25 protein-coding genes are annotated in these 22,713 nt (G+C 61.0%); 6 read left to right on the plus strand and 19 right to left on the minus strand.

What is annotated here, in order from left to right; all coding sequences use genetic code 11:
• Positions 1–7: 7 nt before the first annotated feature.
• From AK829_RS04525 to rho, 19 genes are all read right to left on the minus strand, one after another.
• Entirely contained in the window at positions 8–880 is an 873-nt protein-coding gene (locus AK829_RS04525) for a tetratricopeptide repeat protein (RefSeq protein ID WP_052204653.1), read from the minus strand.
• Positions 881–883: 3 nt separating this feature from the next.
• Positions 884–1,186 (minus strand): thiamine-binding protein, encoded by a 303-nt coding sequence (locus AK829_RS04530; protein WP_052204654.1) that lies wholly within the window; start codon positions 1,184–1,186, stop codon positions 884–886.
• 10 nt (positions 1,187–1,196) lie between these two features.
• The gene (locus AK829_RS04535) at positions 1,197–1,478 is read right to left on the minus strand and encodes a hypothetical protein (protein ID WP_052204656.1); all 282 of its coding nucleotides are present in this window, start codon (positions 1,476–1,478) and stop codon (positions 1,197–1,199) included.
• On the minus strand, positions 1,479–2,171 hold the full coding sequence (gene nucS, locus AK829_RS04540) for an endonuclease NucS (protein ID WP_052204658.1): 693 nt from the start codon (positions 2,169–2,171) through the stop codon (positions 1,479–1,481). It lies immediately after the preceding gene.
• A gap of 10 nt (positions 2,172–2,181) precedes the next feature.
• Positions 2,182–2,640, minus strand: a complete 459-nt coding sequence (locus AK829_RS04545) for a DUF2550 domain-containing protein (RefSeq protein WP_052204660.1) — start codon at positions 2,638–2,640, stop codon at positions 2,182–2,184.
• Positions 2,641–2,749: 109 nt separating this feature from the next.
• Positions 2,750–3,127: a F0F1 ATP synthase subunit epsilon gene (locus tag AK829_RS04550; protein WP_052204663.1), complete on the minus strand. Its 378-nt coding sequence runs from the start codon at positions 3,125–3,127 to the stop codon at positions 2,750–2,752.
• Positions 3,128–3,138: 11 nt separating this feature from the next.
• Positions 3,139–4,656 (minus strand): F0F1 ATP synthase subunit beta, encoded by a 1,518-nt coding sequence (gene atpD, locus AK829_RS04555; RefSeq protein ID WP_232305784.1) that lies wholly within the window; start codon positions 4,654–4,656, stop codon positions 3,139–3,141.
• A 3-nt stretch (positions 4,657–4,659) separates the two neighbouring features.
• Complete coding sequence (locus AK829_RS04560) at positions 4,660–5,637, minus strand: F0F1 ATP synthase subunit gamma (RefSeq protein WP_052204665.1); 978 nt, start codon at positions 5,635–5,637, stop codon at positions 4,660–4,662.
• A 50-nt stretch (positions 5,638–5,687) separates the two neighbouring features.
• Positions 5,688–7,355: a F0F1 ATP synthase subunit alpha gene (gene atpA, locus AK829_RS04565; protein WP_052204667.1), complete on the minus strand. Its 1,668-nt coding sequence runs from the start codon at positions 7,353–7,355 to the stop codon at positions 5,688–5,690.
• A gap of 7 nt (positions 7,356–7,362) precedes the next feature.
• On the minus strand, positions 7,363–8,196 hold the full coding sequence (locus AK829_RS04570; protein ID WP_052204670.1) for a F0F1 ATP synthase subunit delta: 834 nt from the start codon (positions 8,194–8,196) through the stop codon (positions 7,363–7,365).
• Between the two features lie 5 nt (positions 8,197–8,201).
• The gene (locus AK829_RS04575; protein WP_052204672.1) at positions 8,202–8,783 is read right to left on the minus strand and encodes a F0F1 ATP synthase subunit B; all 582 of its coding nucleotides are present in this window, start codon (positions 8,781–8,783) and stop codon (positions 8,202–8,204) included.
• 48 nt (positions 8,784–8,831) lie between these two features.
• On the minus strand, positions 8,832–9,077 hold the full coding sequence (locus tag AK829_RS04580) for an ATP synthase F0 subunit C (protein ID WP_034999811.1): 246 nt from the start codon (positions 9,075–9,077) through the stop codon (positions 8,832–8,834).
• Between the two features lie 104 nt (positions 9,078–9,181).
• Positions 9,182–9,976, minus strand: coding sequence for a F0F1 ATP synthase subunit A (atpB, locus tag AK829_RS04585; protein WP_052204674.1), 795 nt, complete (start codon positions 9,974–9,976; stop codon positions 9,182–9,184).
• 361 nt (positions 9,977–10,337) lie between these two features.
• Positions 10,338–10,760 carry a hypothetical protein gene (locus AK829_RS04590; RefSeq protein WP_052206379.1) on the minus strand — a complete coding sequence of 141 codons (423 nt, stop codon included), beginning with the start codon at positions 10,758–10,760 and terminating at the stop codon, positions 10,338–10,340.
• A gap of 75 nt (positions 10,761–10,835) precedes the next feature.
• On the minus strand, positions 10,836–11,981 hold the full coding sequence (locus tag AK829_RS04595) for a glycosyltransferase family 4 protein (protein WP_052204676.1): 1,146 nt from the start codon (positions 11,979–11,981) through the stop codon (positions 10,836–10,838).
• A 16-nt stretch (positions 11,982–11,997) separates the two neighbouring features.
• Positions 11,998–12,669 carry an L-threonylcarbamoyladenylate synthase gene (locus tag AK829_RS04600; RefSeq protein WP_052204677.1) on the minus strand — a complete coding sequence of 224 codons (672 nt, stop codon included), beginning with the start codon at positions 12,667–12,669 and terminating at the stop codon, positions 11,998–12,000.
• Positions 12,642–13,529 (minus strand): peptide chain release factor N(5)-glutamine methyltransferase, encoded by an 888-nt coding sequence (gene prmC / locus AK829_RS04605; RefSeq protein WP_052204679.1) that lies wholly within the window; start codon positions 13,527–13,529, stop codon positions 12,642–12,644. Before prmC ends, AK829_RS04600 begins: the two co-directional genes overlap by 28 nt.
• Entirely contained in the window at positions 13,498–14,577 is a 1,080-nt protein-coding gene (gene prfA, locus AK829_RS04610) for a peptide chain release factor 1 (RefSeq protein ID WP_052204681.1), read from the minus strand. Before prfA ends, prmC begins: the two co-directional genes overlap by 32 nt.
• Complete coding sequence (gene rho, locus AK829_RS04615) at positions 14,577–16,406, minus strand: transcription termination factor Rho (protein WP_083439745.1); 1,830 nt, start codon at positions 16,404–16,406, stop codon at positions 14,577–14,579. The genes prfA and rho overlap by 1 nt, the downstream gene beginning before the upstream one ends.
• A gap of 335 nt (positions 16,407–16,741) precedes the next feature.
• On the opposite strand from rho, the gene AK829_RS04620 reads away from it, so the two are divergent.
• The 6 genes from AK829_RS04620 to modA are packed head-to-tail and all read left to right on the plus strand — an operon-like array spanning position 16,742 to position 22,693.
• Positions 16,742–18,484, plus strand: a complete 1,743-nt coding sequence (locus AK829_RS04620; RefSeq protein WP_052204683.1) for a long-chain fatty-acid--CoA ligase — start codon at positions 16,742–16,744, stop codon at positions 18,482–18,484.
• 44 nt (positions 18,485–18,528) lie between these two features.
• Positions 18,529–19,641 carry a GTP 3',8-cyclase MoaA gene (gene moaA / locus AK829_RS04625; protein WP_408606279.1) on the plus strand — a complete coding sequence of 371 codons (1,113 nt, stop codon included), beginning with the start codon at positions 18,529–18,531 and terminating at the stop codon, positions 19,639–19,641.
• Between the two features lie 4 nt (positions 19,642–19,645).
• On the plus strand, positions 19,646–20,857 hold the full coding sequence (locus tag AK829_RS04630; RefSeq protein ID WP_052204685.1) for a molybdopterin molybdotransferase MoeA: 1,212 nt from the start codon (positions 19,646–19,648) through the stop codon (positions 20,855–20,857).
• Positions 20,858–20,868: 11 nt separating this feature from the next.
• Complete coding sequence (gene moaC / locus AK829_RS04635; RefSeq protein ID WP_052204687.1) at positions 20,869–21,345, plus strand: cyclic pyranopterin monophosphate synthase MoaC; 477 nt, start codon at positions 20,869–20,871, stop codon at positions 21,343–21,345.
• A 5-nt stretch (positions 21,346–21,350) separates the two neighbouring features.
• Positions 21,351–21,926 carry a molybdenum cofactor guanylyltransferase gene (gene mobA, locus AK829_RS04640; RefSeq protein ID WP_308314048.1) on the plus strand — a complete coding sequence of 192 codons (576 nt, stop codon included), beginning with the start codon at positions 21,351–21,353 and terminating at the stop codon, positions 21,924–21,926.
• A gap of 23 nt (positions 21,927–21,949) precedes the next feature.
• On the plus strand, positions 21,950–22,693 hold the full coding sequence (modA, locus tag AK829_RS04645) for a molybdate ABC transporter substrate-binding protein (protein WP_052204690.1): 744 nt from the start codon (positions 21,950–21,952) through the stop codon (positions 22,691–22,693).
• Positions 22,694–22,713: the final 20 nt, after the last annotated feature.

The raw sequence follows: 22,713 nt of genomic DNA on the forward strand, positions 1-22,713 counted from the left end.
TCCAGCGCTAGAAAAGCGCGCTCGCGAGGTTGGTGCGGGTGCGTTTGATGAGGGGATCGTTGGCGTCGAAAAGCAAAAGGAGCTCCAGCAAGCGATCCTTCGCCTCGGGTGAGGTCTTCACGTGTGCAAGCAGGCGCTCAAACGCCGCCTCTGGGTTGCCGGCAAGGACCTCGGCATCGGCGGCATCGAGCTGCTTGGCCATGTCGGTGGGGTCCGCGGCAGCATCCGCGATCGGGTCACTCGTGCGCGCCTGCGGGTTGAAACGCTTCAGCACAGCAACCGTGGCCTTCGCCTGCTTGATCTCGGCATTCGCTGGGTCCTGGGCCAACATCTCGTCATAGACGGCAATCGCCGCATCGTAATCGCCTGCCTGCACGGCAGCCTCGGCCTGGGCCAGGCGCGGGTCGGCCTCCTCGGTACTATCCGCTTCATCCGACAACCCGCTGAGCTGCGGGCCGATGTTCTGCACCAGCGCCTGCAGCCACTGCGTGAGCTGTTCGGCAGGCTGGTTGCCCTCAAAGCTGGTCACGGGTCGGCCCGCGGCAAGTGCTACCACCGTTGGCAACGCGCGCACGCCCAGCGCCTGGGCAAGCTGCGGGTGCGCATCCGCATTCACGTAAGCAACCAGGAACTCGCGCTGGCCGGCGGCCAGGTTCTCCAACGTCGCCTTCAGCTGCTCAGACTCCGGCGAGCGGGCCGTACCCACCATCAGCACCACAGGGATCTGGGTGGAACGCTCAAATGCCTTAGCTTCAACATCGCGCTCGGTGACCTCAATAAACGGCTCGAAGGTGGACTCCGCGAGCTCCTTGCGGGCCTCGGCCTGCTGGGCCAGCGCAGCCAGGTCGACTGCTCCACCGGTGAACTGTGGCTGGGTCATCGTTTATGCCTCCAAGTGCTTGTTCAGGGAATTCATCTTTTGATGCAGCATGTCAGTGTAGCCAGGACGAATATCCGCCTTGATCACCAGCGACACGCGCGGAGAGACCTCCTCCACCGCAGCCGTGGCGCGCTTGATCACATCCATGACCTCGTCCCACTCGCCCTCGATGGTGGTAAACATCGCGGTTGTCTCATGCGGCAAACCAGAGTCGCGCACAACCTGCACGGCCCGGGCTACCGCTTCAGACATTGCGGCAGTGGCGTTATTGGTTACCGTTGGCGCGACAGAAAACGCTGCAATCATGCGGCCCAGTCTAACGCCGCCGCTCCCAGCAGTGTTTATGCCAGTGCCTGCGGTCATCTACGCCGCGGCCTGCATCCTTCGGCCACGCCACCACATGCCGCACCCCCGGCGGGATGTTCTGGTTGCAGCCCGGGCACACGTAGTACTTCGTGGCAGCGGCCGCACCGATCTGGCGCACGCAGTAGGTTTCCCCGTACGGGCCTTCTACTTCCTGGGTGCCAATGAACGTGGATCCGTCACGCGGCAACACGTATGACGGCGTGATGTTCGCTCTACGGTTTCTGCGTGGCATTTAAAACAGCCGCAACTCGTTGGACTCAATGCCGCGCAGCTCACCGTAATCAAGCGTGACGCAGCGAATGCCGCGGTCTTCTGCCAGAGTGCGTGCCTGCGGCTTGATCTCCTGGGCGGCAAATACGCCTTGGACAGGTGCGAGCAGCTCGTCGCGGTTGAGCAGTTCCACGTAGCGGGTTAGTTGCTCTACACCGTCAATGCCGCCGCGGCGTTTGACCTCCACCGCCACTGTCCCGCCGCCGGAGTCTCGCGCGAGGATGTCCACGGGACCAATCGCCGTTGGATATTCTCGACGCACAAGCGAATACCCCGAACCCAACGTGGTGATGTGCTCGGCCAAAAGCTCCTGCAGGTGTGCCTCAACGCCGTCTTTGACCAGACCGGGGTCCTCCCCAAGCTCATACGAGTTGTCAGCAATAATCTCTTCAATGGTGATGCGCAGCTGCTCGCCCTTCTTGCCTTCCACAATCCACAGCTGCTCGCCAGTGTCCTCCCCATCAATGTCCACCACCGTCTCTTCCTTCAGCGTGCATGGTGGCATCATCCAGTTCAGCGGCTTGTACGCACGGTCATCCGCATGGATGGACACAGACCCGTCAGCCTTGATCAAAATCAGCCTGGTTGCCATAGGCAAATGCGCATCCAGGCGGCCAACATAGTCAACAGAACATCGAGCGATAATTAAACGCATGGGCTCCAGCTTATCGACGCCCCCTGTTCGCCCTCTCAGCGAGCTCATTCATATCCCCCCGCTGCGCCCGAACATCCGGTGCAGATTCCACCCACGAGATCAACGCCATCTCCGCGTGACGCTCGCCCGCAAACTCAAAATCCCCCATCGGACCGGTCAGCTCAAGCGCGGTATCTACCTCCGGCATGAAGTCCCGCTCTTCGTCTGTGAGCTTGCGAATGCCGTTAAACGTCATGTCCCGGCGATCAAACGCCAAATCGTAGTTAAAGGACAGTGAGCGCAGCTTGTAAAAACGCGCCTCATCACCCGAGTATCGAAGCACCCCGTGACGCCATCCGTGCGAGCCTTCAGCAGGCAAGAGACGGATCAGGCCTTGGACACCACTGTTACGGAACATAGTGAAGCGCCACACCGCAGCTACCACGACAAGTGCGATGACTAGCAGCACAATAGCGGCGAGGATCTCCATGCACATCACGCCTTTCCTGTTTCGCAATATCCTAGCGCCGTTGGCGGGGTGAAGATAGGCAAACACCCCCTGCCGTTTCCGACAGGGGGTGTCCAAAGGAAGTAAGCGCCTACCTATTGATGTTGGACGCGCGGCGGACCGCGGCCAGCTCCGCTTCGGAGCGGGCCTTGGTCAGCTCGTCTTCATCATGCAGGCCGCTCTCCGCAGCAGCGGAGTCGACCTCGCCGGCGAAGATCGCGTAATCCGCGAGGATGGTGACCTTATCGCCCTGGACCGACAGGAACCCGCCCTGTACGGCCGCCACGATTCGTTCATCATCCACCGGCTGGATGGTCACAACACCGTTGTCCTTAAGCTGGCCCAACAGTGGCTCGTGACCGGGCAGGATGCCGATCTCACCTTCGGTGGTCTGCGCAGTGACAATCTTTGCCTGCCCCTTCCAGAGCAAGCGGTCAACAGAGACCAATTGCGCGGTAAGTTCAGCCATGATCTACCCCTTTACGCTTCCTGCAGCTTCTTGTATGCAGCCTCGACATCGTCCAGGCCACCCAGGTTGCTGAAGGCCTGCTCCGGGTAGTGGTCGAACTCGCCAGACGCCAGCTTGTCAAAGGCGTCAATGGTCTCCTCCAGCGGCACGTAGGAGCCCTCGTCGCCGGTGAACTTCTTAGCAACGAAGAAGTTCTGGCCGAGGAAGCGCTGGATCTTACGTGCGCGCATAACGGTGATCTTGTCCTCTTCAGACAGCTCGTCCATACCGAGGATGGCGATGATGTCCTGCAGTTCCTTGTTCTTCTGCAGAATACCGATGACCTTCTGCGCCACGTTGTAGTGACGCTCGCCGACAATACCCGGCTCCAGGATGCGGGAGGTCGAGGTCAGCGGGTCCACTGCCGGGTAAATACCCTTGGAAGCAATGGAACGGCTCAGCTCGGTGGTTGCATCCAGGTGAGCGAAGGTGGTTGCCGGTGCCGGGTCGGTGTAGTCATCCGCCGGCACGTACACGGCCTGCAGCGACGTAATGGAACGACCACGGGTCGAGGTAATGCGCTCCTGCAGCACACCCATCTCATCCGCCAGCGTCGGCTGGTAACCCACAGCGGAAGGCATACGGCCCAGAAGCGTCGACACCTCAGAGCCCGCCTGGGTGAAGCGGAAGATGTTGTCAATGAACAGCAGCACGTCCTGGTTCTGCACATCGCGGAAGTACTCCGCCATGGTCAGGCCGGACAGGGCCACGCGCATACGAACCCCTGGCGGCTCATCCATCTGGCCGAAGACAAGGGCGGTATCAGGCAACACGCCCATGTCCTCCATCTCGAGGAACAGGTCGGTGCCCTCACGGGTGCGCTCGCCAACACCGGCGAACACGGAGGTACCGGAGAACTCGCGAGCAATACGCGTAATCATCTCCTGGATGAGAACGGTCTTGCCCACACCTGCACCACCGAACAGGCCGATCTTGCCGCCCTTCACGTACGGGGTGAGCAGGTCGATGACCTTAATGCCGGTCTCAAGGATCTCGGTCTTACCCTCAAGGTCCTTGAATGCTGGCGGCTCGCGGTGGATGGACCAACGCTCGCCGTCCTCGCCTACCGACGGATCGTCCAGGCACTGGCCGAGTGCGTTAAACACGTGGCCCTTGACCTGGTCGCCCACCGGCACGGAGATCGGGTTGCCGGAGTCCTTCACCTGTGCGCCGCGGACAAGGCCGTCCGTCGGAGCCATGGCGATGGTACGAACGAGGTTGTCGCCCAGGAACTGGGCAACCTCGAGGATGATGTCACGGGACATGCCTTCGAGGTCGATGTGAACCTCGAGTGCGTTGTAGAGCGCGGGGAGCTCGCCGCGAGGGAACTCCACGTCGACGACGGCGCCGATGACGCGGACCACACGGCCGTTCTCGGAACCACGCGGGTTCTGAGTGGACTCCGTGCGAGCCGGCGCCTGCGGTTCAGCCTGCAACGTGGCCTCGCCCGGCGTCTCATCGCGCTCATCAAAGTTGTGAGCAGTAGTCATGATTTAGTCACTTTCCTCACTACCGGACAGCGCGCCTGCGCCGCCGATAATCTCGGTGATTTCCTGGGTGATTTTAGCCTGGCGGGCCTGGTTTGCCTCACGGGACAGGTTGTTGGCCAGCTCGGTTGCGTTGTCCGTCGCGTTCTTCATGGCGGTACGGCGCGAAGCGGACTCCGACGCCGAAGACTCCAAGAAGAGCGAGTACAACGAGCGCGAGACATATACCGGAAGCAGCTCATTCATGAGCGTATCCGGATCCGGCTCGAACTCCATGTCTGGCGATACGCCTTCCTCAGCAGGCGCGAGCATGTGCTCGGTCTCGTAAGAGACTTCTTCAAGCACAGGTTCGATCGGCAACAGCTGGTGTACGCGGGCCTCCTGCGAAAGCATGGAGACGAACTCGGTGTACACCACGTGTACCTGGTCGAAACCGCGAACGGGTTCGCCCTCGGCACCGGTGAGTCCCTCACGCCACTTAACCGTGCCTTCAGAACCAGCCATGAAGCCATCGACGATGTGACGACGCACATCGTGGGTGGACTCCCACGTCGGCTTCTGGGACCAACCGGTCCAGGCGCCTTCGACGTCTATGTCACGGAACTTGTAGTGGGTCACACCCTTGTTACCGGTGACGTAGCGGACGACGTCGTATCCAGCCTCGGTGAGCATGCGCTCCAGCTGGGTCGCCTTCTTCAGCACGTTGTGGTTGTAGCCGCCGGCCATACCGCGGTCAGAGGTGACCACGAGGATTGCTGCGACTCGACCGTTCTCACGCTCACGGAGCATGGGGTGGTCGAGGGAGCTCGCAGCTGCGAGGCGTTCCATGACGTCTTTGAGCTCATCGGCGTACGGTTTCGCTGCGTCTACACGCTGCTGGGCCTTGGTGATCTGCGAGGTCGCGATCAGCTCCTGAGCCTTCGTGATCTTCTTCGTAGAGTTGACGGACCTGATGCGGTCACGCAATTCGCGAAGAGTTGCCATGGTGTTTCCTCCCTTCCTTTATGTAGTAGTCCAAGGTTGCACTTGCGTGCTTACTTGGAGCGGCTGACGTTGAGCTGATTCTTGGACACCTGCGAGGACGGCAGTGCCTTCTCCTCCGGCTCACGGACGATGCGCTCGCCCGTAGAAGACTGGAAGCCACGTGCAAACTCCTCGTTCACGCGCAGGATCGCAGCCTGGGAGTTCTCGTCCAGAGCCTTGCCGCCCTGGATCTGCTCGTACACCTCAGGTGCGGTTGCACGGATCTGCTCCTGCAGCTCGCGCTCGTAGCGACGGACATCCTCGACGGGAACGGGATCGAAGACGCCCTCGTTGGCAGCCCAGATCGAGACGATCTGGAACTCAACCGGCTGCGGGGAGTTCTCGGACTGCTTCAGCAGCTCGACTAGGCGCTGGCCGCGCTCCAGCTGCTTCTTGGAAGCAGCATCCAGGTCAGATGCGAACGCTGCGAAGGACTCCAGGTCGCGGTATGCGGCCAGGTCCAGACGCAGGTTACCCGCAACCTTCTTCATGCCCTTAGTCTGTGCAGCGCCACCGACACGGGACACGGAGATACCCACGTCAATAGCCGGGCGCACGCCCTGGTTGAAGAGGTCAGACTGCAGGAAGACCTGGCCGTCCGTAATGGAAATAACGTTCGTCGGAATGAAGGCACCGACGTCGTTTGCCTTGGTCTCAATGATCGGCAGTGCGGTCAGAGAGCCTGCACCGAGCTCGTCGTTAAGCTTGGCGGCGCGCTCCAGCAGGCGGGAGTGCAGGTAGAACACGTCGCCCGGGTATGCCTCGCGGCCCGGCGGGCGGCGCAGCAGCAAGGAGATCGCACGGTAAGCCTCAGCCTGCTTGGTCAGATCATCGTAGATGACCAGGACGTGCTTGCCCTGGTACATCCAGTGCTGGCCCAGGGCGGCACCGGTGAACGGAGCCAGCCACTTGAAGCCTGCGGAGTCAGATGCCGGAGCAGCCACGATGGTGGTGTACTCCAGTGCGCCTGCCTCTTCCAGGGTCTGGCGCACACCAGCGATGGTGGAGCCCTTCTGGCCGACTGCGACGTAGATGCAGCGCACCTGCTGCGACGGGTCGCCGGTCTCCCAGAATGCCTTCTGGTTCAAGATGGTGTCGATGCAGACTGCGGTCTTACCAGTCTTACGGTCACCAATGATGAGCTGGCGCTGGCCGCGGCCGATCGGGGTCATGGCGTCAATAGCCTTCAGACCCGTCTGCATCGGCTCCTCAACCGGCTGGCGGTCCAGCACGCCTGCCGCCTGCAGCTCAAGTGCACGCTCTTCGTTGGACTCGATCGGGCCAAGACCGTCAATCGGCTGACCCAGTGGGTTGATGACGCGGCCGAGGAAGTTCTCGCCGACCGGTACGGACAGGACCTCGCCGGTCCTCTTTACTTTGTCGCCCTCGTGGAGGGACTCGAAGTTACCCAGAACCACAACGCCGATCTTGTCGGTGTCCAGGTTCTGTGCGACGCCGATGACGCCGTTCGGGAACTCGAGCAGCTCATTCGTCATGCAGCCTGGCAGCCCGGAAACCTGGGCAATACCATCTGCAGCCGAAGTCACCACGCCGACCTCCTCACGGGAGGCCTCCGCAGAGTAGCTCGAGGTGTAGTTCGCTATCGCGCTACGGATCTCATCGGAGGAGATCGTCAGCTCCGCCATGTTCTTCCTGCTCTCGGTAGATTCTTCCAGCATATTGTTCTTAAAGGGTCGCGCTCGCAGCGAGGTCAGTACGAAGACGTGCGAGCTTGCCGCGCGTCGAACCGTCAATTTCCTCGTCACCAACACGGATGATCATGCCGCCGAGGAGGCTGGGGTCAACCTCGGTGTGGATGGCCATCTCGCGACCGTAAATGTTCTCAAGCTTGCTTGCGAGTGCCTCACGCTGCGCAGAGGAAAGCGCCTCTGCTGCAACAACGCGCGCCACGGACTTGCCACGCAACTCAGCGATCTCCTCAGCCAGAGCCGAAAGATCATCAACTGGGTTGTGCATAGGGCGGCCAATTACCTGCAGCGCAAGCGCCTCGGTAAACATGGTCACCTTGCCGTAGATCACGCTGGCCAACAGACCACGCTTCTGCGCGGCAGTGGCGGTGCGGTCCGACAACAGCTGCGTCAGTTCCTTCTGGCTCTCCAGAAGAACAGACAGCTGGTAAAGCTCCTCTTCCACCTGCTCCAGCTGGCCCTGGGATTCGGCGGCGCGGGAAAGCGCACGACGTCCCAAAGCAACCAGGCCCTGGCGGAATTCACGAGGCGTGGACCACTCCTGCGATGCAGCCTCACTCAGAATGTTCTTCGTCGGTTCTGCAACCTTCGAGCCGAACACCTGGGTGATGATGCCCTCACGCTGAGATGCGTCAAGCGAAGTATCTGCAACAGCGACACGCAGCGAACGGTCAGCGTCGAGCTGGTCCACAGTGAGGAACAGCTCGGTGCCGATCTGCGCGGCAACGGCGACGGCGTTGTCAGAGGAGCGGATCAGCTCATCGAGCTTGCCCTCCACGTGCGTCTGTGCTTCGCGACTTGCTGCCTTCATTTCGCCTACTTCCTCGTCGAAACGTTGTCGAGCTCAGAGAGGAAGTCATCGATCGTGTTCGAGCGGCGGGTAGCATCCGACAGCTCGGTGCCAAGCAGACGCTCAGCGAGGTTGATCGAGTTCTGGCCCATCTCATTGCGCAGCTCGGAAACAACCTGCTCACGCGATGCGAGCAGCTGCTTCTCCCCTGCCTCGACAATACGGCGGGACTCTTCCTCAGCACGTGCGCGAGCCTCGGCCTCGATCTCCTTGCCGCGCGTACGCGCAGCCTCACGGATCTCAGCCGCCTCGGCGCGAGCCTCAGCGAGTTCGGCGTTGTTCTTCTCCAGGGCAGCCTTTGCTTCCTTTTGGGCGACCTCAGCACGCTCAATGCCGCCCTTGATCCGGTCCTCGCGCTCCAGCAGAACCTCCTGGAAACGCGGAAGCACGTACTTCGCGAACACCAGGAAGACGATGATGAAGACAACGAGCGACCAAACCACGTCGTACGCTGCTGGCAAAAGGATCGACGGAGTCGTCTCAAGCGGCAGCGTCTCGTGGCCGGCTTCAGCGCCTTGAGCCACGATAAAAGCGTTGACGTTTGTCATTGGTTGCTCCTGATCTAAAAAATGAACGGGTATAAACGCGTGTTCTTTTTAGAACAGGAAGCCGGCAACGAGGCCGATCAGGGCAAGTGCCTCAACGAAGGCGATACCCAGGAACATGGTGGTACGCAGCTGACCAGCCATCTCCGGCTGGCGAGCCATGCCCTCGACGGTCTTGCCAACGAGCATGCCGATGCCGATGCCCGGGCCGATGGTTGCAAGGCCGTAGCCGATGGTGCCGAGACCCTCGTAGCGGTTCACGGTCTCTGCTGCCTGAGCAAGAATGATGTCGTTCATGTGAAAGTCGTTCCCTTTCTAGGTGCGCCGTGGCGTTGTGTTTGTGCCACGAACGCGAGTGACAATGGTGGGGTTATTCAGTTTGGCCGTTTGTACGCGCTTTGTTAGTGCGCATCTGCGTGCAGCGACAGCTCGATGTACACCGCCGTCAGAAGAGCGAAGATGTACGCCTGCAGGAAGATGATGATCAACTCGTACAGGGTGAACAAGATCGCTGCGATCAAGGTCAGGCCACTGACCGCCGTCCAAGCATTCAGCTGCCAGAAGAAGAAGTTGGTAGCTGAGTACAGAAGGACGAGGATGATGTGGCCGGCCAGGAAGTTCGCCATAAGACGAAGTGCCAGGGTGACCGGACGCAGAACGAAGGTCGAGAAAATCTCGATCGGCACCACGAGAAGGTGCAGCAGCGGGGGCAAGCCGGGAATCACCGTCGAGTGCTTGAAGTAGGCCGCGCCGTAACGCTGTACGCCGGCGTAGATCATTGCGATGTAGGCCACCACCGCCAACACGATCGGCATGCCGATACGTGCGTTTGGCGAGATGTTCAATCCCGGAATGATCGTGGCTGCATTCATGAACAAGATGGTGAAGAAGATGGAGGCGATAACCGGCAGGAATCGCTTTCCGTCCTTCTTGCCCAAGGTGTCTTCGGCGATGTGGACGCGGACAAAGTCCACACCCATCTCGGCGAAGTTCTGGAGGCCCTTGGGAACCAGCTGCGGCTTCCTAAAGGCAATAACAAAGAGAAGCACCATGATCAGTGCGATGAAAAGACGCACGAGCATGATGCGATCAAGCGCGAACCAACCACCGGCAAAGTCTTCACCGATGATGTGGCCGAAAGTTTGCCCCGGGAAAAATTCTGGACCAAGTTCGGGTGCGTGGAAACTCCCCTTCATGGCCAACGTTGTAACGCTCAGCGTTCTCTCCCGTTCTCGGGCCGCATCCACAAGGAATGCGGTGCGATGGACTTCTTCAAGAAGACTGCCTCCGCGGCGGACTCCGTCGCACATCTGCTACCGCGGGACAGGGGATGGACCTTCAGGTAAGGGAAGCCCCTTCCTCAAGTAAACCCAGCGGATAGCCTAACAGGTTGATAACGGTTTTCGCGCCTTAGGGGTAACCGCGTCGCTTTCCCCCAACACGCAGGCTCATTTTTGCGGCAAAATCAATGGTCACAGGCAGCTTTTACGGGACTGTTATGTCCGTCACAGAACGTCGTGTGTTTACCCCAACTAATCCTACGACCACTAGATGCCTTTAAGACACGTAAGAAACACGCGTGGAAATGATGCCAAACGTCTCCGCGGCAAGCGCCACAACCAGTGCGGCAATGGTGGTAACACCGAACGCCGTTGCGTCGTAGAAATCCATGGTTCGCAGCCAGAGCAGTAGCAAAATAATTACGACCATCTTCAGCAGCCAGCCGCCAAGCACGACAGCCATCGTGGCAGTCGGCGTGGAGTTAGACGTAGCCAACACAGTCAAGGCTGTAGCCAAGACAAAGCCACCGCCGATAGCGGCGCCCATCAACACTCCCCAAATGCCCGGCAAATCACGAGCGTTGCCCCAAGCCATCAGTGAGATAACGGTCAAGGCAATGAGCGCGTAGGCACCAAACCGTAGTGCTCGGATTAACGGGCGCCGCGGATCATCAAACTCCTCGGTATCTCGGACGTTCAAGTCCGGCTCGGTATCGCTGAGGTTTTCATTACCGTTTTGGTTGCCGTTTTCGTTCACGGGGGCCAATCCTATCTGTCACTTGCCAAACGGCGCACTTATCTTGCCCCTTGTGAGTGGCACCAGCGTGGCAACGAATGCCACCAGAAGCGCGATCACAGTGAAAGCGGCCGCATACGTTGTCGGGACGATGGAAAAACTCACTGCACCAAACGCCACTGCGGATACCCACATGTACAGCACTAAGACCGTGCGACGGTGGGTGTGCCCAAGCCTCAAGAGACGGTGGTGCAGATGTCCCGCGTCCGCCTCCCAAGGCCGCTGGCCACGAGCAAGCCTGCGCACCACGGCCCAGACAAAGTCAACAACCGGCAGCGCAATGGCTGCCAGCACCACAATGATTGGGCTGATCAACGCCACAAGGTCTGCCGCACCGTAGAGCGACATGTTGATCTTGCCGGAGGCTGACACGCTTGCCGCAGACAGCAGCAGACCAATCAGCATGGCACCAGAGTCCCCCATGAAGATGCGTGCGGGCTCAAAGTTGTGCGGCAAGAACCCGGCGCATATCCCCACTAGTGCAGCGCAGATGATGGCGGGCGGATAGGCGGATACGGCGCCACCTTGGTCATGCAGCACCGTCAGCGCAAAAAGCAAAATGGCCAGGCCGGCGATCATGCCCAGGCCTGCTGCAAGGCCATCGATACCGTCGACAAAGTTCACCGCGTTGATCAGCAGCACGGTAAACAAGGCGCTTAAGACAACCCCCTGGACTTGATCCAGGATCAACGTGGTGCCCTCCCCAATGGGGAGGAAGAACACGGTAAAGACAATGCCCATCAGCGCCATCACCACCGCGGCAACGAACTGACCAGCCAATTTCGCCAAAGCGCCGAGCTCGTAGAGGTCATCCACAATCCCAACCAGCACAATGGCAAACGCGCCTGCAAGCACAGCGGTCATCTCCGGAGTCACCGGCGCAAACCCGCGCGTGAGCGCCGGGAGTTGCTGCGCCAAAAACACCGCAGAGACAAAACCGGTGAACATGGCAACACCGCCAACAGACGGGGTTGGCTGGGTATGCACGTCGCGCTGGCGAATCTCCGCAACACGGCCAGTGCGTACAAGCACAGAGCGCACAAGCCCCGTAGACAAGTACGTAATAGCCGCGGCAACAAGAATCACAAGGCCAAGCTCTCGCAGCGGCACACCAAGACCGTTCATTGGAAGAAAAACTCCCCTACTGCTCGCGCGGGGTTCTGCGCATGGATTCCGGGTCCACGCCAAGAACTTCGCCGATCCGCTCTGGCGAGATTGCGCCTTCACGCATGATCACGGGGTGGCCGGATGATATATCCACAATGGTTGAGGCCTGCCCAATCGTGGCCTCTCCCCCGTCCAGGTATACGGGCACGGCATTGCCGAACTGCTGGCGTGCCTCATGGATCTTCACTGCCGGCGGGTGTCCGGAGATGTTTGCAGAGGACACTGCCATCGGGCCGACTTCCTGCAGCAGCTCCAGCGCCAGCGGCTGGTTGGGCATGCGAAGCAGCACTGTGCCACGCGTGTCACCCAGGTTCCACGGCAGGCTTGGCGCCTCCGGGACAATGATGGAGAGCCCTCCGGGCCAAAACGCCTCAACCAGTGTCTTTGCCGTGTCAGAGAACTCGCGTACCAGGCCCTGGATGGTGGTCCAGGAGCCCACGAGCACCGGCACCGGCATGTCCGGGCCACGCTTTTTGGTTGCCAAGAGCTTTGCCACGGCGGCGTTGTTAAACGCGTCCGCGCCAATGCCGTAGACCGTGTCGGTGGGCAAGACGACAACGTCACCGCCGCGCAGCGCTTCAGCTGCTGCGGCGATCCCTTGGGCGCGGCCGTCCGGAGTTAAACAATCGTAGGTTGTGGCGGGCATAGGGGTAGCTTACTCGCTACAACAAACCGTGCCCGACCGGTCAGGTCCGCAATCACACGCACGTCCCCAAACGCCCCGTGCGCACGCACAACATCCTGCACAGCCTCAGATGTCGTGTCGTCATGCTCAATACCCAGGTGCCCACCGGGTTTCAGCAAGCGCGCAGCCACAGGCACCAGCCCGCGGATGGCGTCCATCCCGTCCGCGCCAGAAAACACCGCTTCATGCGGATCGTGGTACACCTCCGGGTCAAGATCCGGAGTCTCAGGCACGTACGGCGGGTTGGCCACAATCACATCCACTGCCCCATCCAGCTCCCCCAACAGCGTGGGATCCGTCATGTCGCCGCGCACAAACTCCACCTTGGGTGCGTTGCGCTTGGCATATTCCAGGGCAGTTTCTTGCTTGTCGACGCCAACGACTCTCGCCCCCGGCACCGCCTCCGAAAGGTAAAGCGCAATGGCGCCAGAGCCGGTGCCAAGGTCGAGGGCGGTTGGGGGGTTTGACGTGGCGTCGGCAAGCAAACTAGCTCCCCATTCGGCAATGACTTCCGTCTCGGGCCGCGGGATGAACACTCCCGGGCCAACAGCCAAGGTGTGGGGGCCAAAGGGCGCTTGCCCGGTGATGTGCTGTAGTGGCTCACGCGCCGCCCGCCGAGCGATGAGCTGGGAAAACTCCTCAGCGAAGCTCTCGTACGGGTCTGTGAACATCACCGAAAGCGGCGCCACCTCAAGCAGGTGCGCCGCAAGCAGGCGGGCATCATTGTCGGGCGTATCAATGCCAGCCTGCGCAAGCGTGTGCGCCGCCTCCGAAAGGAGCTGACGCAGGTTACTCGGCCTCAAGGCGCTCCTGGCGCTCATGGGTCTGCAACGCGGTGATCAAGTCATCCATGTTGCCGTCCAGCACCGAGTCAAGGTTGTTGGCCTTGTAGTTAATGCGGTGATCCGAAATGCGGTTCTCCGGCCAGTTGTAGGTGCGGATGCGCTCAGAGCGGTCCATGGTGCGCACCTGGGAGGCACGGCCCTCAGCCTCAGCAGCCTCGACCTTCTCGCGCTCCAGCTGATCCAGGCGAGCCTGCAGCACCTGCATGGCACGCGCTCGGTTCTGAATCTGGGAACGCTCGTTCTGGCAGGTCACCACAATGCCCGTGGGCAAGTGGGTGATACGCACAGCGGAGTCCGTGGTGTTCACGCCCTGGCCGCCCTTGCCGGAGGAACGGTACACATCGACGCGAAGATCCTTCTCATCAATGTTGACGCTTTCAATCTCATCGGCTTCCGGGAACACGTAGACGCCCGCAGCCGAGGTCTGAATGCGGCCCTGCGACTCCGTCACGGGGATGCGCTGCACGCGGTGTACACCGCCCTCAAACTTCAGCTTGGACCACGCGCCATCACGCGACGGGGTCTTCGCCTTGACAGCCACGGTCATGTCCTTGACGCCACCGAGGTCAGACTCAGCAACGTCAAGCACTTCCCAGGTCAGGCCGTGCTTCTCGCAGTACTTCTGGTACATGCGTGCCAGATCGCCTGCGAACAGCGCAGCTTCCTCGCCGCCGGCGCCGGCCTTGAGCTCCATGATCACGTCATCGCCATCGTGCTCATCGCGCGGGGCGAGCAGGTCAGCCAGCTCCTCTTCCAGGCGCACAATCTCGCCTTCGAGGCGGGTCGCTTCCTCAGCGAACTCCTTGTCCTCGTTGGCCATCTCAGACGCCGCCTCGTGGTCCTCACGAGCCTGCGTCAGCTCATCGTTGACCTTGATAATCGGCTGGAGTTCCGCGTACCGCTTGGACAGTTTGCGGAACTGATCCTGGTCCGCGGCAACATCCGGGTCGCCCATCTGGGCTTGGATGCCTTCGTATTCGGCCACATAGTCGTCTACAAGCGAGACGTTCGAGTTTGAAGCCATTAGACGTAATCCTCTTCCGTCTGGTCAGCAGCCATCGGCGCGGACTTGGCCACACCCATGAGGAACTCACCGTTGCTCTTGGTCTTCTTCAGCTGCTTAATCAGCATGTCAATGGACTGCTGCGGATCCAGCGCAGACAGGATGCGGCGCAGCTTGTGCATCACGCGCGCCTCCTCGGGGCTCATCAAGAGCTCATCCTTGCGGGTGCCGGACGGGTTGACGTCCACAGCCGGGAACACGCGGCGTTCTGCGATCTTGCGATCCAGCTTCAGCTCGGCGTTGCCGGTGCCCTTGAATTCCTCGAAAATCACGGTGTCACCAGCAGAACCGGTCTCCACCATGGCGGTTGCGATGATGGTCAGCGAGCCGCCCTCCTCGATGTTGCGGGCAGCACCCAGGAAACGCTTCGGCGGGTAGAGCGCGTTGGAATCCACACCACCGGAGAGAATGCGACCGGATGCCGGCGAAGAGTTGTTGTAGGCACGGCCCAGGCGGGTGATGGAGTCCAGCAGGACCACCACGTCCTGGCCCATCTCCACCAGACGCTTCGCACGCTCAATGGCAAGCTCTGCCACGGCGGTGTGCTCTGACGGCGGGCGGTCAAAGGTAGAGGCAATGACCTCACCCTTGACGGAGCGCTGCATGTCCGTCACTTCTTCCGGACGCTCATCTACCAGCACAACCATGAGGTAGCACTCCGGGTTGTTGGTGGCAATGGCGTTGGCAATGTTCTGCAGAATCGTCGTCTTACCTGCCTTTGGCGGGGAGACGATCAGCGCACGCTGGCCCTTACCAATCGGCATGACCAGGTCAATGACGCGGGTGGTCAGGATGTTCGGCTCAGTCTCTAGGCGCAGGCGCTTGTTCGGGTACAGCGGCGTGAGCTTGTGGAACTCCTTGCGGCCACGTGCTTCCTCCGGCGTCATTCCGTTGACGGAATCCACGCGCACCAGCTGGTTATAGCGCTGGCGGTTACGGCCGTTGCCGTGGGAGTGGCCCTGGCCGTTGGCACGAACCTGGCCGATAACGGCGTCACCAGAGCGCAGGCCGTTCTGGCGAACCAGCCTGTTGTTCACAAACACATCCGCGTTGTTCTGGCGGTAGCCGGTGGTGCGGATGAACGCGGTGTTGTTATCCACCACGTCTACAATGCCGGCGACTTCCTGCAGCTCTTCCGGTTCGAAGTTCTGGTTATCGCCCTGGTTGTTGTCACGGTTGTCGCGGTTATTGCCACCGTGGTCACGGCCATCGCGGTTGTTACGGTTGCGGTTGCGACGACCACGGCGCCCGCGGCGCCCGCCACCTTCGCCGTCTTCACGGTTGTTGTCGCGGTTGTTGTCGCGATCCCCGCGGTTATTGTCCCGGTTATTGTCGCGGTCGCTACGGTCATCACGGTCATGACGGCCGAAACGCTCCCCCGATTCCCCGTCGCCCTTGTGCGAGTTGCTGGAGTCTGCGTGCTCTTGCTGGCCCTGCTGATCCCCCTGCTCGTGCTGATTACGCGAACGGTTGCGACGTGCCCGGCGCGCCGCGGAGCGCGACTGCTGGTCGTCGTCGGAGCGCTTTGCGTCAGTGTCACCAGCGCCACTGGCGTCACGTGGGCTGTCTTCCTTCGGCGCTTGCTCCTTAGCGGCGCTAGCGGCACCAGACTGTGCTGCTGCCTTTGCCGGGAGTTTGCCGGTTGCGATTGCTTGGATCAGGTCCCCCTTGCGGAGTCCAGATACCCCCTTAAGCCCCCGCTCAGCTGCCAGCTTGCGCAGCTCCGGAAGTTTCATAGATGCCAGGTCCACGTTGGCCTGGTTTGCAGCCGTATTACCTTCTGCGGTCACGGATGTCCTTTCGTAGCTCAGCTGGGATGCCCTTGTGCGGAAAATTATGTGTTGTTGGTGTTCCGCGGCCGTGCCAGCAGCTTTCGTCTATTTGTATGTCGCGCTTCCTCATTCACCGTGTGGGTAACTACCGCAAGGGCACATGTGTTGCGCGCAAAGTTGCAGCAAAATCACCGTGGTGAGGTGTGAGGGGTGGATCTGACCTCGCGGCAAGTGTTTCGCGAGAGGCGGGCCATGTCCGCAGCCCAACTGCGGTGATCCAAGGCGAAAGTATAGCGCATTGGATGTAAATCCATATTCCGGGCCTGTGGGCGCGTCACGCTAGAGTTGGCAGCATGCTTTCTACGATGCAGGAGGTGCCGTTCTCCGTCGCCCGTATTTTGGAGTTCGGGAGTTCGGTGCATGGGTCCACCAAGTGCACCACGTGGCGTGAGAATCAGCCCGAGGAGACTACGTTTTCTGCGATTGCGGCGCGTGCGGGTGCGTTTGCGAATGCGTTGCATGATGAGTTGGGCATTGATGGTGATCAGCGTGTTGCCACCCTGATGTACAACTGTGCGGAGCATCTTGAGGTGATGTTCGCTGTGGCGTCGAAAGGCGCTGTGTTCACGCCGTTGAATGTGCAGCTGATGGAGGATCAGATTGCCTACATTGTGAATCACTCTGAGGCGCAGGTGATTGTGGCGGATCCGCGTTTGGCGGGCAAGCTTGGCCGGCTGCTTGAGATGTGTCCTTTGGTGCAAACTGTTGCGTTTATTGGCACGTCTCCTGTCGCGCCGCTGGCTGATCTTTTGCCGCAGGGGGTTGATGTTCGGAGCTATGAGATGCTTTTGGACGGTCGGTCGACCCTCTTTCCCTGGCCTTCCCTGCCGGAAAACACCGCTGCTGCGTTGGTGTATTCGACTGCAACGACTGGTGCGCCGAAGGGCGTGGCGTATTCGCATCGTTCGCTGTGGCTTGAGGCGATGAGTTTGCGTGCTACGGACTCGTTGGCGGTGACGCATGGTGAGTCCTTCTTGTGCTGTATCCCGATTTATCACGTGTTGTCGTGGGGTGTTCCGCTTGCGGCATTTTTGGCGGGAACACCGTTGGTGCTGCCGGATTCAGATGTTTCTGCCCCCACGCTGGCCGCGTTGATTGCGTCTGCGCACCCGCGTGTTGCGCATGGTGTGCCTACGTTGTGGATTCAGCTGATGGTGCACTACTTGAACAATCCGCCGGAGCGTATGAGTCTGCAGGAGATCTACGTTGGCGGTTCCCCTGCCCCGCCGGGGTTGATCAAGGTGTGGGAGGAACGCTATGGCGTTGACATCGTGCATGTGTGGGGCATGACGGAGACGTCCACTGTGGGTACGGTGGCGCGCCCGCCTTCGGGCGCTGCTGGTGAGGCCCGTTGGGCGTATCGCGTTTCCCAGGGCAGGTTCGCTCCCTGGCTGGAGTACCGAGTGGTCAATGACGGCATGGTGATGGCCTCCAACGACTTGACCCAGGGTGAGATCCAGGTGCGCGGCAATCTTGTGGCGGCAAGTTACTACCACTCGCCTACGCAAGAGGACGGCAAGATGGCCTCTGAGTTCCGTGGCGAGACGGTCACGGATGAGCGGGAGCATTTTACTGCGGACGGCTGGTTGCGCACCGGTGATGTGGGCACGGTGACGTATGACGGGTTTATGACGTTGTATGACCGTGCGCGTGATGTGATCCGCTCTGGCGGTGAGTGGATCTACTCCGCTCAGGTGGAAAACCTGATCATGGAGTCCGAGGAGGTCATCGAGTGCGCGGTGATTGGTATCCCGGATAAGAAGTGGGGCGAACGCCCCCTTGCTGTAACGGTTGTTCACCCGCAGGTCGAACCCAATGCAGAGACCGCAGCTAGGCTCCGCGACGGGCTGGCTGATGTGTTGCCGCGTTGGATGGCGCCGGAGTATTGGACGTTTGTGCGCTCCATTGACAAGACGTCTGTGGGCAAGTTTGACAAGAAGGACCTGCGCAAGCACCTCAAACGCGGTGAGTTTGAGGTCATTGCGCTTCCGGGACCTGGTAACCGTAAGGCAGATTCCGCAAGCTCCGACCGCTAGAAACTTCGGGTCTTGTGGCGCAGATGCCTATCATGGGTCGAACTATGGCTCGTCCTGTTTCTTTACCAACGCCGGTGCCGGCTCGCAGACCTTCCCCGGTCGCGCCGACACCTGCCCAGTTGCCGCCGCCGCAGGAAGGCCCACGCACGCTTGTAGATACGTTTGGGCGCGTGGCGCGTGACCTGCGTGTCAGTCTCACGGATCGCTGCAACCTGCGCTGTACCTATTGCATGCCGGCAGAGGGTTTGGAGTGGATGCCCACGGAGCTTGCGCTGACGGATGAGGAGACGATCCGCCTGATCCGCATCGCCGTGGAGGATCTTGGGATTCGCCAGGTTCGCTTTACGGGTGGAGAGCCACTGTTGCGCAAGTCCCTTGAGAAGATCGTGGCTGCAACCAAGGCGATGCGCACGGATGAGGGCGCATCTCCGATGACGGCGCTGACTACCAACGCGGTGGGCTTGGACAAACGTGCGCTCGCGCTGAAAGAGGCAGGCCTTGACCGCATCAACATCTCGCTGGACACCACCAGCCCCAAGCTGTATGCCGAGCTGACCCGGCGCGATCGCATCCAGGATGTGTTTTCCGGCATTGATGCTGCGCTCGAAGTAGGTCTTCACCCGGTCAAGGTCAACGCGGTGGTCATGCCGGGCGTGAATGACAACGCCATCACGGATCTGGCCACCTTTGCCCTGGATAAGGGCTTGCAGCTGCGCTTTATTGAGCAGATGCCGCTTGGCCCTCGTGAGCACTGGAAGCGCGGTGACATGGTCACGGCCGAGGAGATCCTGGGTAAGCTGCGGGAATCGTTTACGTTGCGCCCTGCAGCAACGCCGCGCGGAAGTGCCCCGGCTGCGCTGTGGGACGTCACGGATGGCACGCGCAGTGGGCAGATTGGCATTATCGCTTCGGTGACACATCCGTTCTGCGGCGCGTGTGATCGCACGCGGCTAACCACGGATGGTGCGGTGCGTTCGTGTCTGTTTTCGGCGCAGGCGGATGAGATTTCGCTGCGCGACGCCATGCGGACAGGTGCCACCGACACGGAACTGGCTGACCTGTGGGCTGCGGCGATGTGGGCGAAGAAACCCGGCCACGGTATTGATGATCCGGGCTTTTTGCAGCCGGAGCGTCTCATGAGCGAGATCGGAGGCTAACCCCATGCGCACCATCGATGAACACTTGGCTGAAGTCCTTGCGCTTGCCACGCCGCGTACTCAGAGCTTGCTGCTTGTCGACGCCACAGGACACGCCCTCGCCTCCCCCGCCCGAGCACGGTTTGCTGTGCCACCGTTTGATAATGCCGCGATGGATGGCTTCGCGGTCCGGGCAAGCGACTTGGACGGTGACGGCCCATGGACGCTGCCGGTTGCGGGTGATATCCCCGCAGGCGCCGATCCTGTGGACTGCCCACAAGGCCACGTGGTGCGCATCATGACGGGTGCACCGATTCCTGCGAGTATTGATGACCTGATTGTCATCCCTGTTGAGCAGACCAACATTGAGCGCGGACCTGTAGAACTGCCCAAGCAGGTGACTATCAACGGGGCTGACACCAAGCGCGGCCACATCCGCCGCGCAGGCTCGGATACGCCGGTTGGCGCCGTGGTGGCGGACGTCGGCACGGTGATTGACGCCCCAACGCTTGCCGCGCTGGTGTCTACCGGCGTGCGCGAGGTTGAGGTCTACGCACTTCCCCGTGTTGCCGTCATCACCACCGGCGATGAGCTTGTCTCCTGGCCTGAGCCGATCACAGGCGCGCAGATTCCGAACTCGAATGCGCCGCTGCTCGCCCAGATCGCCCGCGATGCCGGTGCTGCCGAGGTCACCGAGCTGCACGCCAGTGATGGTGCAGAGGACTTCGCGCGCACCCTCAACCAGGCCGCGAAAACGCATGACATTGTGGTTACCGCTGGCGGGGTGAGTGCGGGTGCGTTTGATGTGGTGCGTCACGTAGCTAAGCACAACGGCTCCATGTGGTTCGGCCATGTCGCGCAGCGCCCTGGCGGACCGCAGGGCGTTGGTGTAAGCGCCGGCGCGCCGCTTGTGTGCCTGCCTGGCAACCCGGTGGCCGCGTTCGTCTCCGCGCACATGTATCTGGTGCCGCTGATTCGTGCTTTCGCTGGCAATACGCGCCCGCGCCCGCAGGTGCGCGCCATAACCGCCGAAGGCTTCCCGCAGCCGCACCCGAAAGTCACTCGCCTGATTCCGGTGCGTCTGGATTACAGCGGTGCCGAACCAGTCGCGCATGCGTTTTCACAGCACGTGGGCTCCCACATGGTTGCCTCGCTGACCGGCATCGACGGTATTGCGCATCTTACGCCGGGGGACGAAACTCCGAAGCATGTCCACGTCATGCTGACCACCCTCTAGACTCCACCGGTATGAAGTTCACGCACCTTAGCGCCAATGGCGAGGCCTACATGGTTGACGTCACGGCAAAGCAGCCCACCGTCCGCGAAGCAACCGCACAGGGCGAGGTTGCCTGCTCGCCTGAGGTCATGCAGGCACTGCGCGATGGCACGGTGCCCAAAGGTGATGTCCTGGCCGTCGCGCGCGTGGCTGGCATCTCGGCTGCCAAAAAGGTGCCAGACCTTTTGCCACTTGCCCACACGATTGGCGTACATGGCTGTGCGGTTGAGCTCGAGCTCAACGATGACCACGTGTTTATCCAGGCAACGGTGCGAACCGCGGACCGCACCGGCGTTGAGATGGAAGCGCTCACGGCGGTCTCTGTGGCCGCGCTGTCCATCGTTGACATGGTCAAAGGCGTGGATCGTTCCGCATACATTCGCCGCATGGGCATTACCGCCAAGTCCGGTGGCCGCTCCGGCGACTGGTCCCGCGAGCTCCCCCAATAATCGCCGTGCCTGCGCTTTCAGTCATCATCCTCGCCGGTGGTCGCTCCACCCGCATGGGCACAGACAAGGCCCAAGTGCGCGTTGAGGGCATCAGGCTTATCGACGCCACCTTGTCAGCGCTATCTGCCCTCCCCACTCCCACCACCCCAATCGTGGTCTCCCCATTTGATCTTGGGTTGCCACCCGAAATCCCAACTGTGTGCGAGGACCCACCATTCGGCGGGCCAGTGGCCGGCATCGCTGCCGGTGTGGCGCTTGCTCATGCTGATCTTGTCGCCGTTGTAGCAGTTGATGCCCCGCACTCCCCGGAAGCACTGCCGGCATTGGTCGAGGCGCTCCAGAACGCCCCGGATGCTGCCGCCGCCGTCGCCGTGGACGAGGAAGGCTTTATGCAGCCGCTATGCGCGGTGTGGCGCAAGCAAGCGCTGCTGAAAGCCCTGGAACACACAGGCACGCGCGACGTACCGGCGAAGGCGTTGTACAAGGTGGCGGGAAGCGTCGTCAAGTATCAGACCCAAGGCGCCGAGCGCGATTACGATACGCCAGAGGAGTTGGCCCAGCTAGGCCGGGTTGAGCTCTAGAGAACTCTGCTAGCTTTAGTGCCATGAACCGTGCCCTTGCCTGTATCTCTGTCATTACTGCTGCCGTTGCCCTTGCCGCTTGCTCCTCTGAAAGCGCAGACACCGCCGCAGGCGACAACCCAGATCTGACCATCCTGGGCGCGGCATCCACCCGCGTGATCAACGACGATCTGCAGGAGCTTTCCCCAAACAAACTGACCTACGTCAACGCAGGCTCCTCCGACCTGGTGCGGCAGCTGGTTGAAGGCGCGCCGGGCGATCTGTTGATCACCGCCGACCAGAAGAACATGGACGATGCGGTTGCCGCCGGCGTTGTTGAGGACCCACAGGTTGTTGCCACCAACTCCATGGTGCTGGTGGTGCCAAAGGACAACCCGGCCAACATCCAAGGCGTTGAGGACCTGGCGGACGCCAAGGTAGTGATTTGTGATGAGCAGGTGCCATGCGGTGCCGTCTCCCGCAAGCTGATCGCTGCCAACAACCTGGACTTCACCCCGGTGTCGCTGGAGCACAACGTCACGGACACACTTGGCAAGGTCACCTCCGGTGAGGCGGACGCAGGCTTTGTCTACCGCACAGACGCGGCAGCCGCAGGGGACGCAGTATTGACCTTTGACATCCCGCACGCCGATGAACACCCCAACTCACTCGTCGCGGCAGTAACCACCAACACCGAAAACCCCGAGGCAGCCGCTGCCCTTCTGGCGCTTTTGCTCAGCTCCAAGGACATGTGGACCAAGCACGGATTCACGCCTGTGCAGAACTAGTCCCAGCTTAAAGCAGGACG

Origin of the sequence: Corynebacterium riegelii (genome assembly GCF_001263755.1) — a bacterium.
Lineage (GTDB): Bacteria > Actinomycetota > Actinomycetes > Mycobacteriales > Mycobacteriaceae > Corynebacterium > Corynebacterium riegelii.

What these genes read in the sequence shown, in the direction of transcription:
- AK829_RS04525 (WP_052204653.1), bottom strand. Translation starts at nt 880, where the DNA reads ATGACCCAGCCACAGTTCACCGGTGGAGCAGTCGACCTGGCTGCGCTG.
- atpB (WP_052204674.1), bottom strand. Translation starts at nt 9,976, where the DNA reads ATGAAGGGGAGTTTCCACGCACCCGAACTTGGTCCAGAATTTTTCCCG.
- prfA (WP_052204681.1), bottom strand. Translation starts at nt 14,577, where the DNA reads ATGGCTTCAAACTCGAACGTCTCGCTTGTAGACGACTATGTGGCCGAA.
- atpA (WP_052204667.1), bottom strand. Translation starts at nt 7,355, where the DNA reads ATGCTGGAAGAATCTACCGAGAGCAGGAAGAACATGGCGGAGCTGACG.
- prmC (WP_052204679.1), bottom strand. Translation starts at nt 13,529, where the DNA reads ATGAGCGCCAGGAGCGCCTTGAGGCCGAGTAACCTGCGTCAGCTCCTT.
- AK829_RS04630 (WP_052204685.1), top strand. Translation starts at nt 19,646, where the DNA reads ATGCGCACCATCGATGAACACTTGGCTGAAGTCCTTGCGCTTGCCACG.
- AK829_RS04575 (WP_052204672.1), bottom strand. Translation starts at nt 8,783, where the DNA reads ATGACAAACGTCAACGCTTTTATCGTGGCTCAAGGCGCTGAAGCCGGC.
- AK829_RS04560 (WP_052204665.1), bottom strand. Translation starts at nt 5,637, where the DNA reads ATGGCAACTCTTCGCGAATTGCGTGACCGCATCAGGTCCGTCAACTCT.
- nucS (WP_052204658.1), bottom strand. Translation starts at nt 2,171, where the DNA reads ATGCGTTTAATTATCGCTCGATGTTCTGTTGACTATGTTGGCCGCCTG.
- AK829_RS04535 (WP_052204656.1), bottom strand. Translation starts at nt 1,478, where the DNA reads ATGCCACGCAGAAACCGTAGAGCGAACATCACGCCGTCATACGTGTTG.
- AK829_RS04550 (WP_052204663.1), bottom strand. Translation starts at nt 3,127, where the DNA reads ATGGCTGAACTTACCGCGCAATTGGTCTCTGTTGACCGCTTGCTCTGG.
- AK829_RS04595 (WP_052204676.1), bottom strand. Translation starts at nt 11,981, where the DNA reads ATGAACGGTCTTGGTGTGCCGCTGCGAGAGCTTGGCCTTGTGATTCTT.
- AK829_RS04600 (WP_052204677.1), bottom strand. Translation starts at nt 12,669, where the DNA reads ATGCCCGCCACAACCTACGATTGTTTAACTCCGGACGGCCGCGCCCAA.
- moaA (WP_408606279.1), top strand. Translation starts at nt 18,529, where the DNA reads ATGGCTCGTCCTGTTTCTTTACCAACGCCGGTGCCGGCTCGCAGACCT.
- AK829_RS04580 (WP_034999811.1), bottom strand. Translation starts at nt 9,077, where the DNA reads ATGAACGACATCATTCTTGCTCAGGCAGCAGAGACCGTGAACCGCTAC.
- modA (WP_052204690.1), top strand. Translation starts at nt 21,950, where the DNA reads ATGAACCGTGCCCTTGCCTGTATCTCTGTCATTACTGCTGCCGTTGCC.
- AK829_RS04530 (WP_052204654.1), bottom strand. Translation starts at nt 1,186, where the DNA reads ATGATTGCAGCGTTTTCTGTCGCGCCAACGGTAACCAATAACGCCACT.
- AK829_RS04570 (WP_052204670.1), bottom strand. Translation starts at nt 8,196, where the DNA reads ATGAAGGCAGCAAGTCGCGAAGCACAGACGCACGTGGAGGGCAAGCTC.
- AK829_RS04620 (WP_052204683.1), top strand. Translation starts at nt 16,742, where the DNA reads ATGCTTTCTACGATGCAGGAGGTGCCGTTCTCCGTCGCCCGTATTTTG.
- AK829_RS04545 (WP_052204660.1), bottom strand. Translation starts at nt 2,640, where the DNA reads ATGGAGATCCTCGCCGCTATTGTGCTGCTAGTCATCGCACTTGTCGTG.
- atpD (WP_232305784.1), bottom strand. Translation starts at nt 4,656, where the DNA reads ATGACTACTGCTCACAACTTTGATGAGCGCGATGAGACGCCGGGCGAG.
- moaC (WP_052204687.1), top strand. Translation starts at nt 20,869, where the DNA reads ATGAAGTTCACGCACCTTAGCGCCAATGGCGAGGCCTACATGGTTGAC.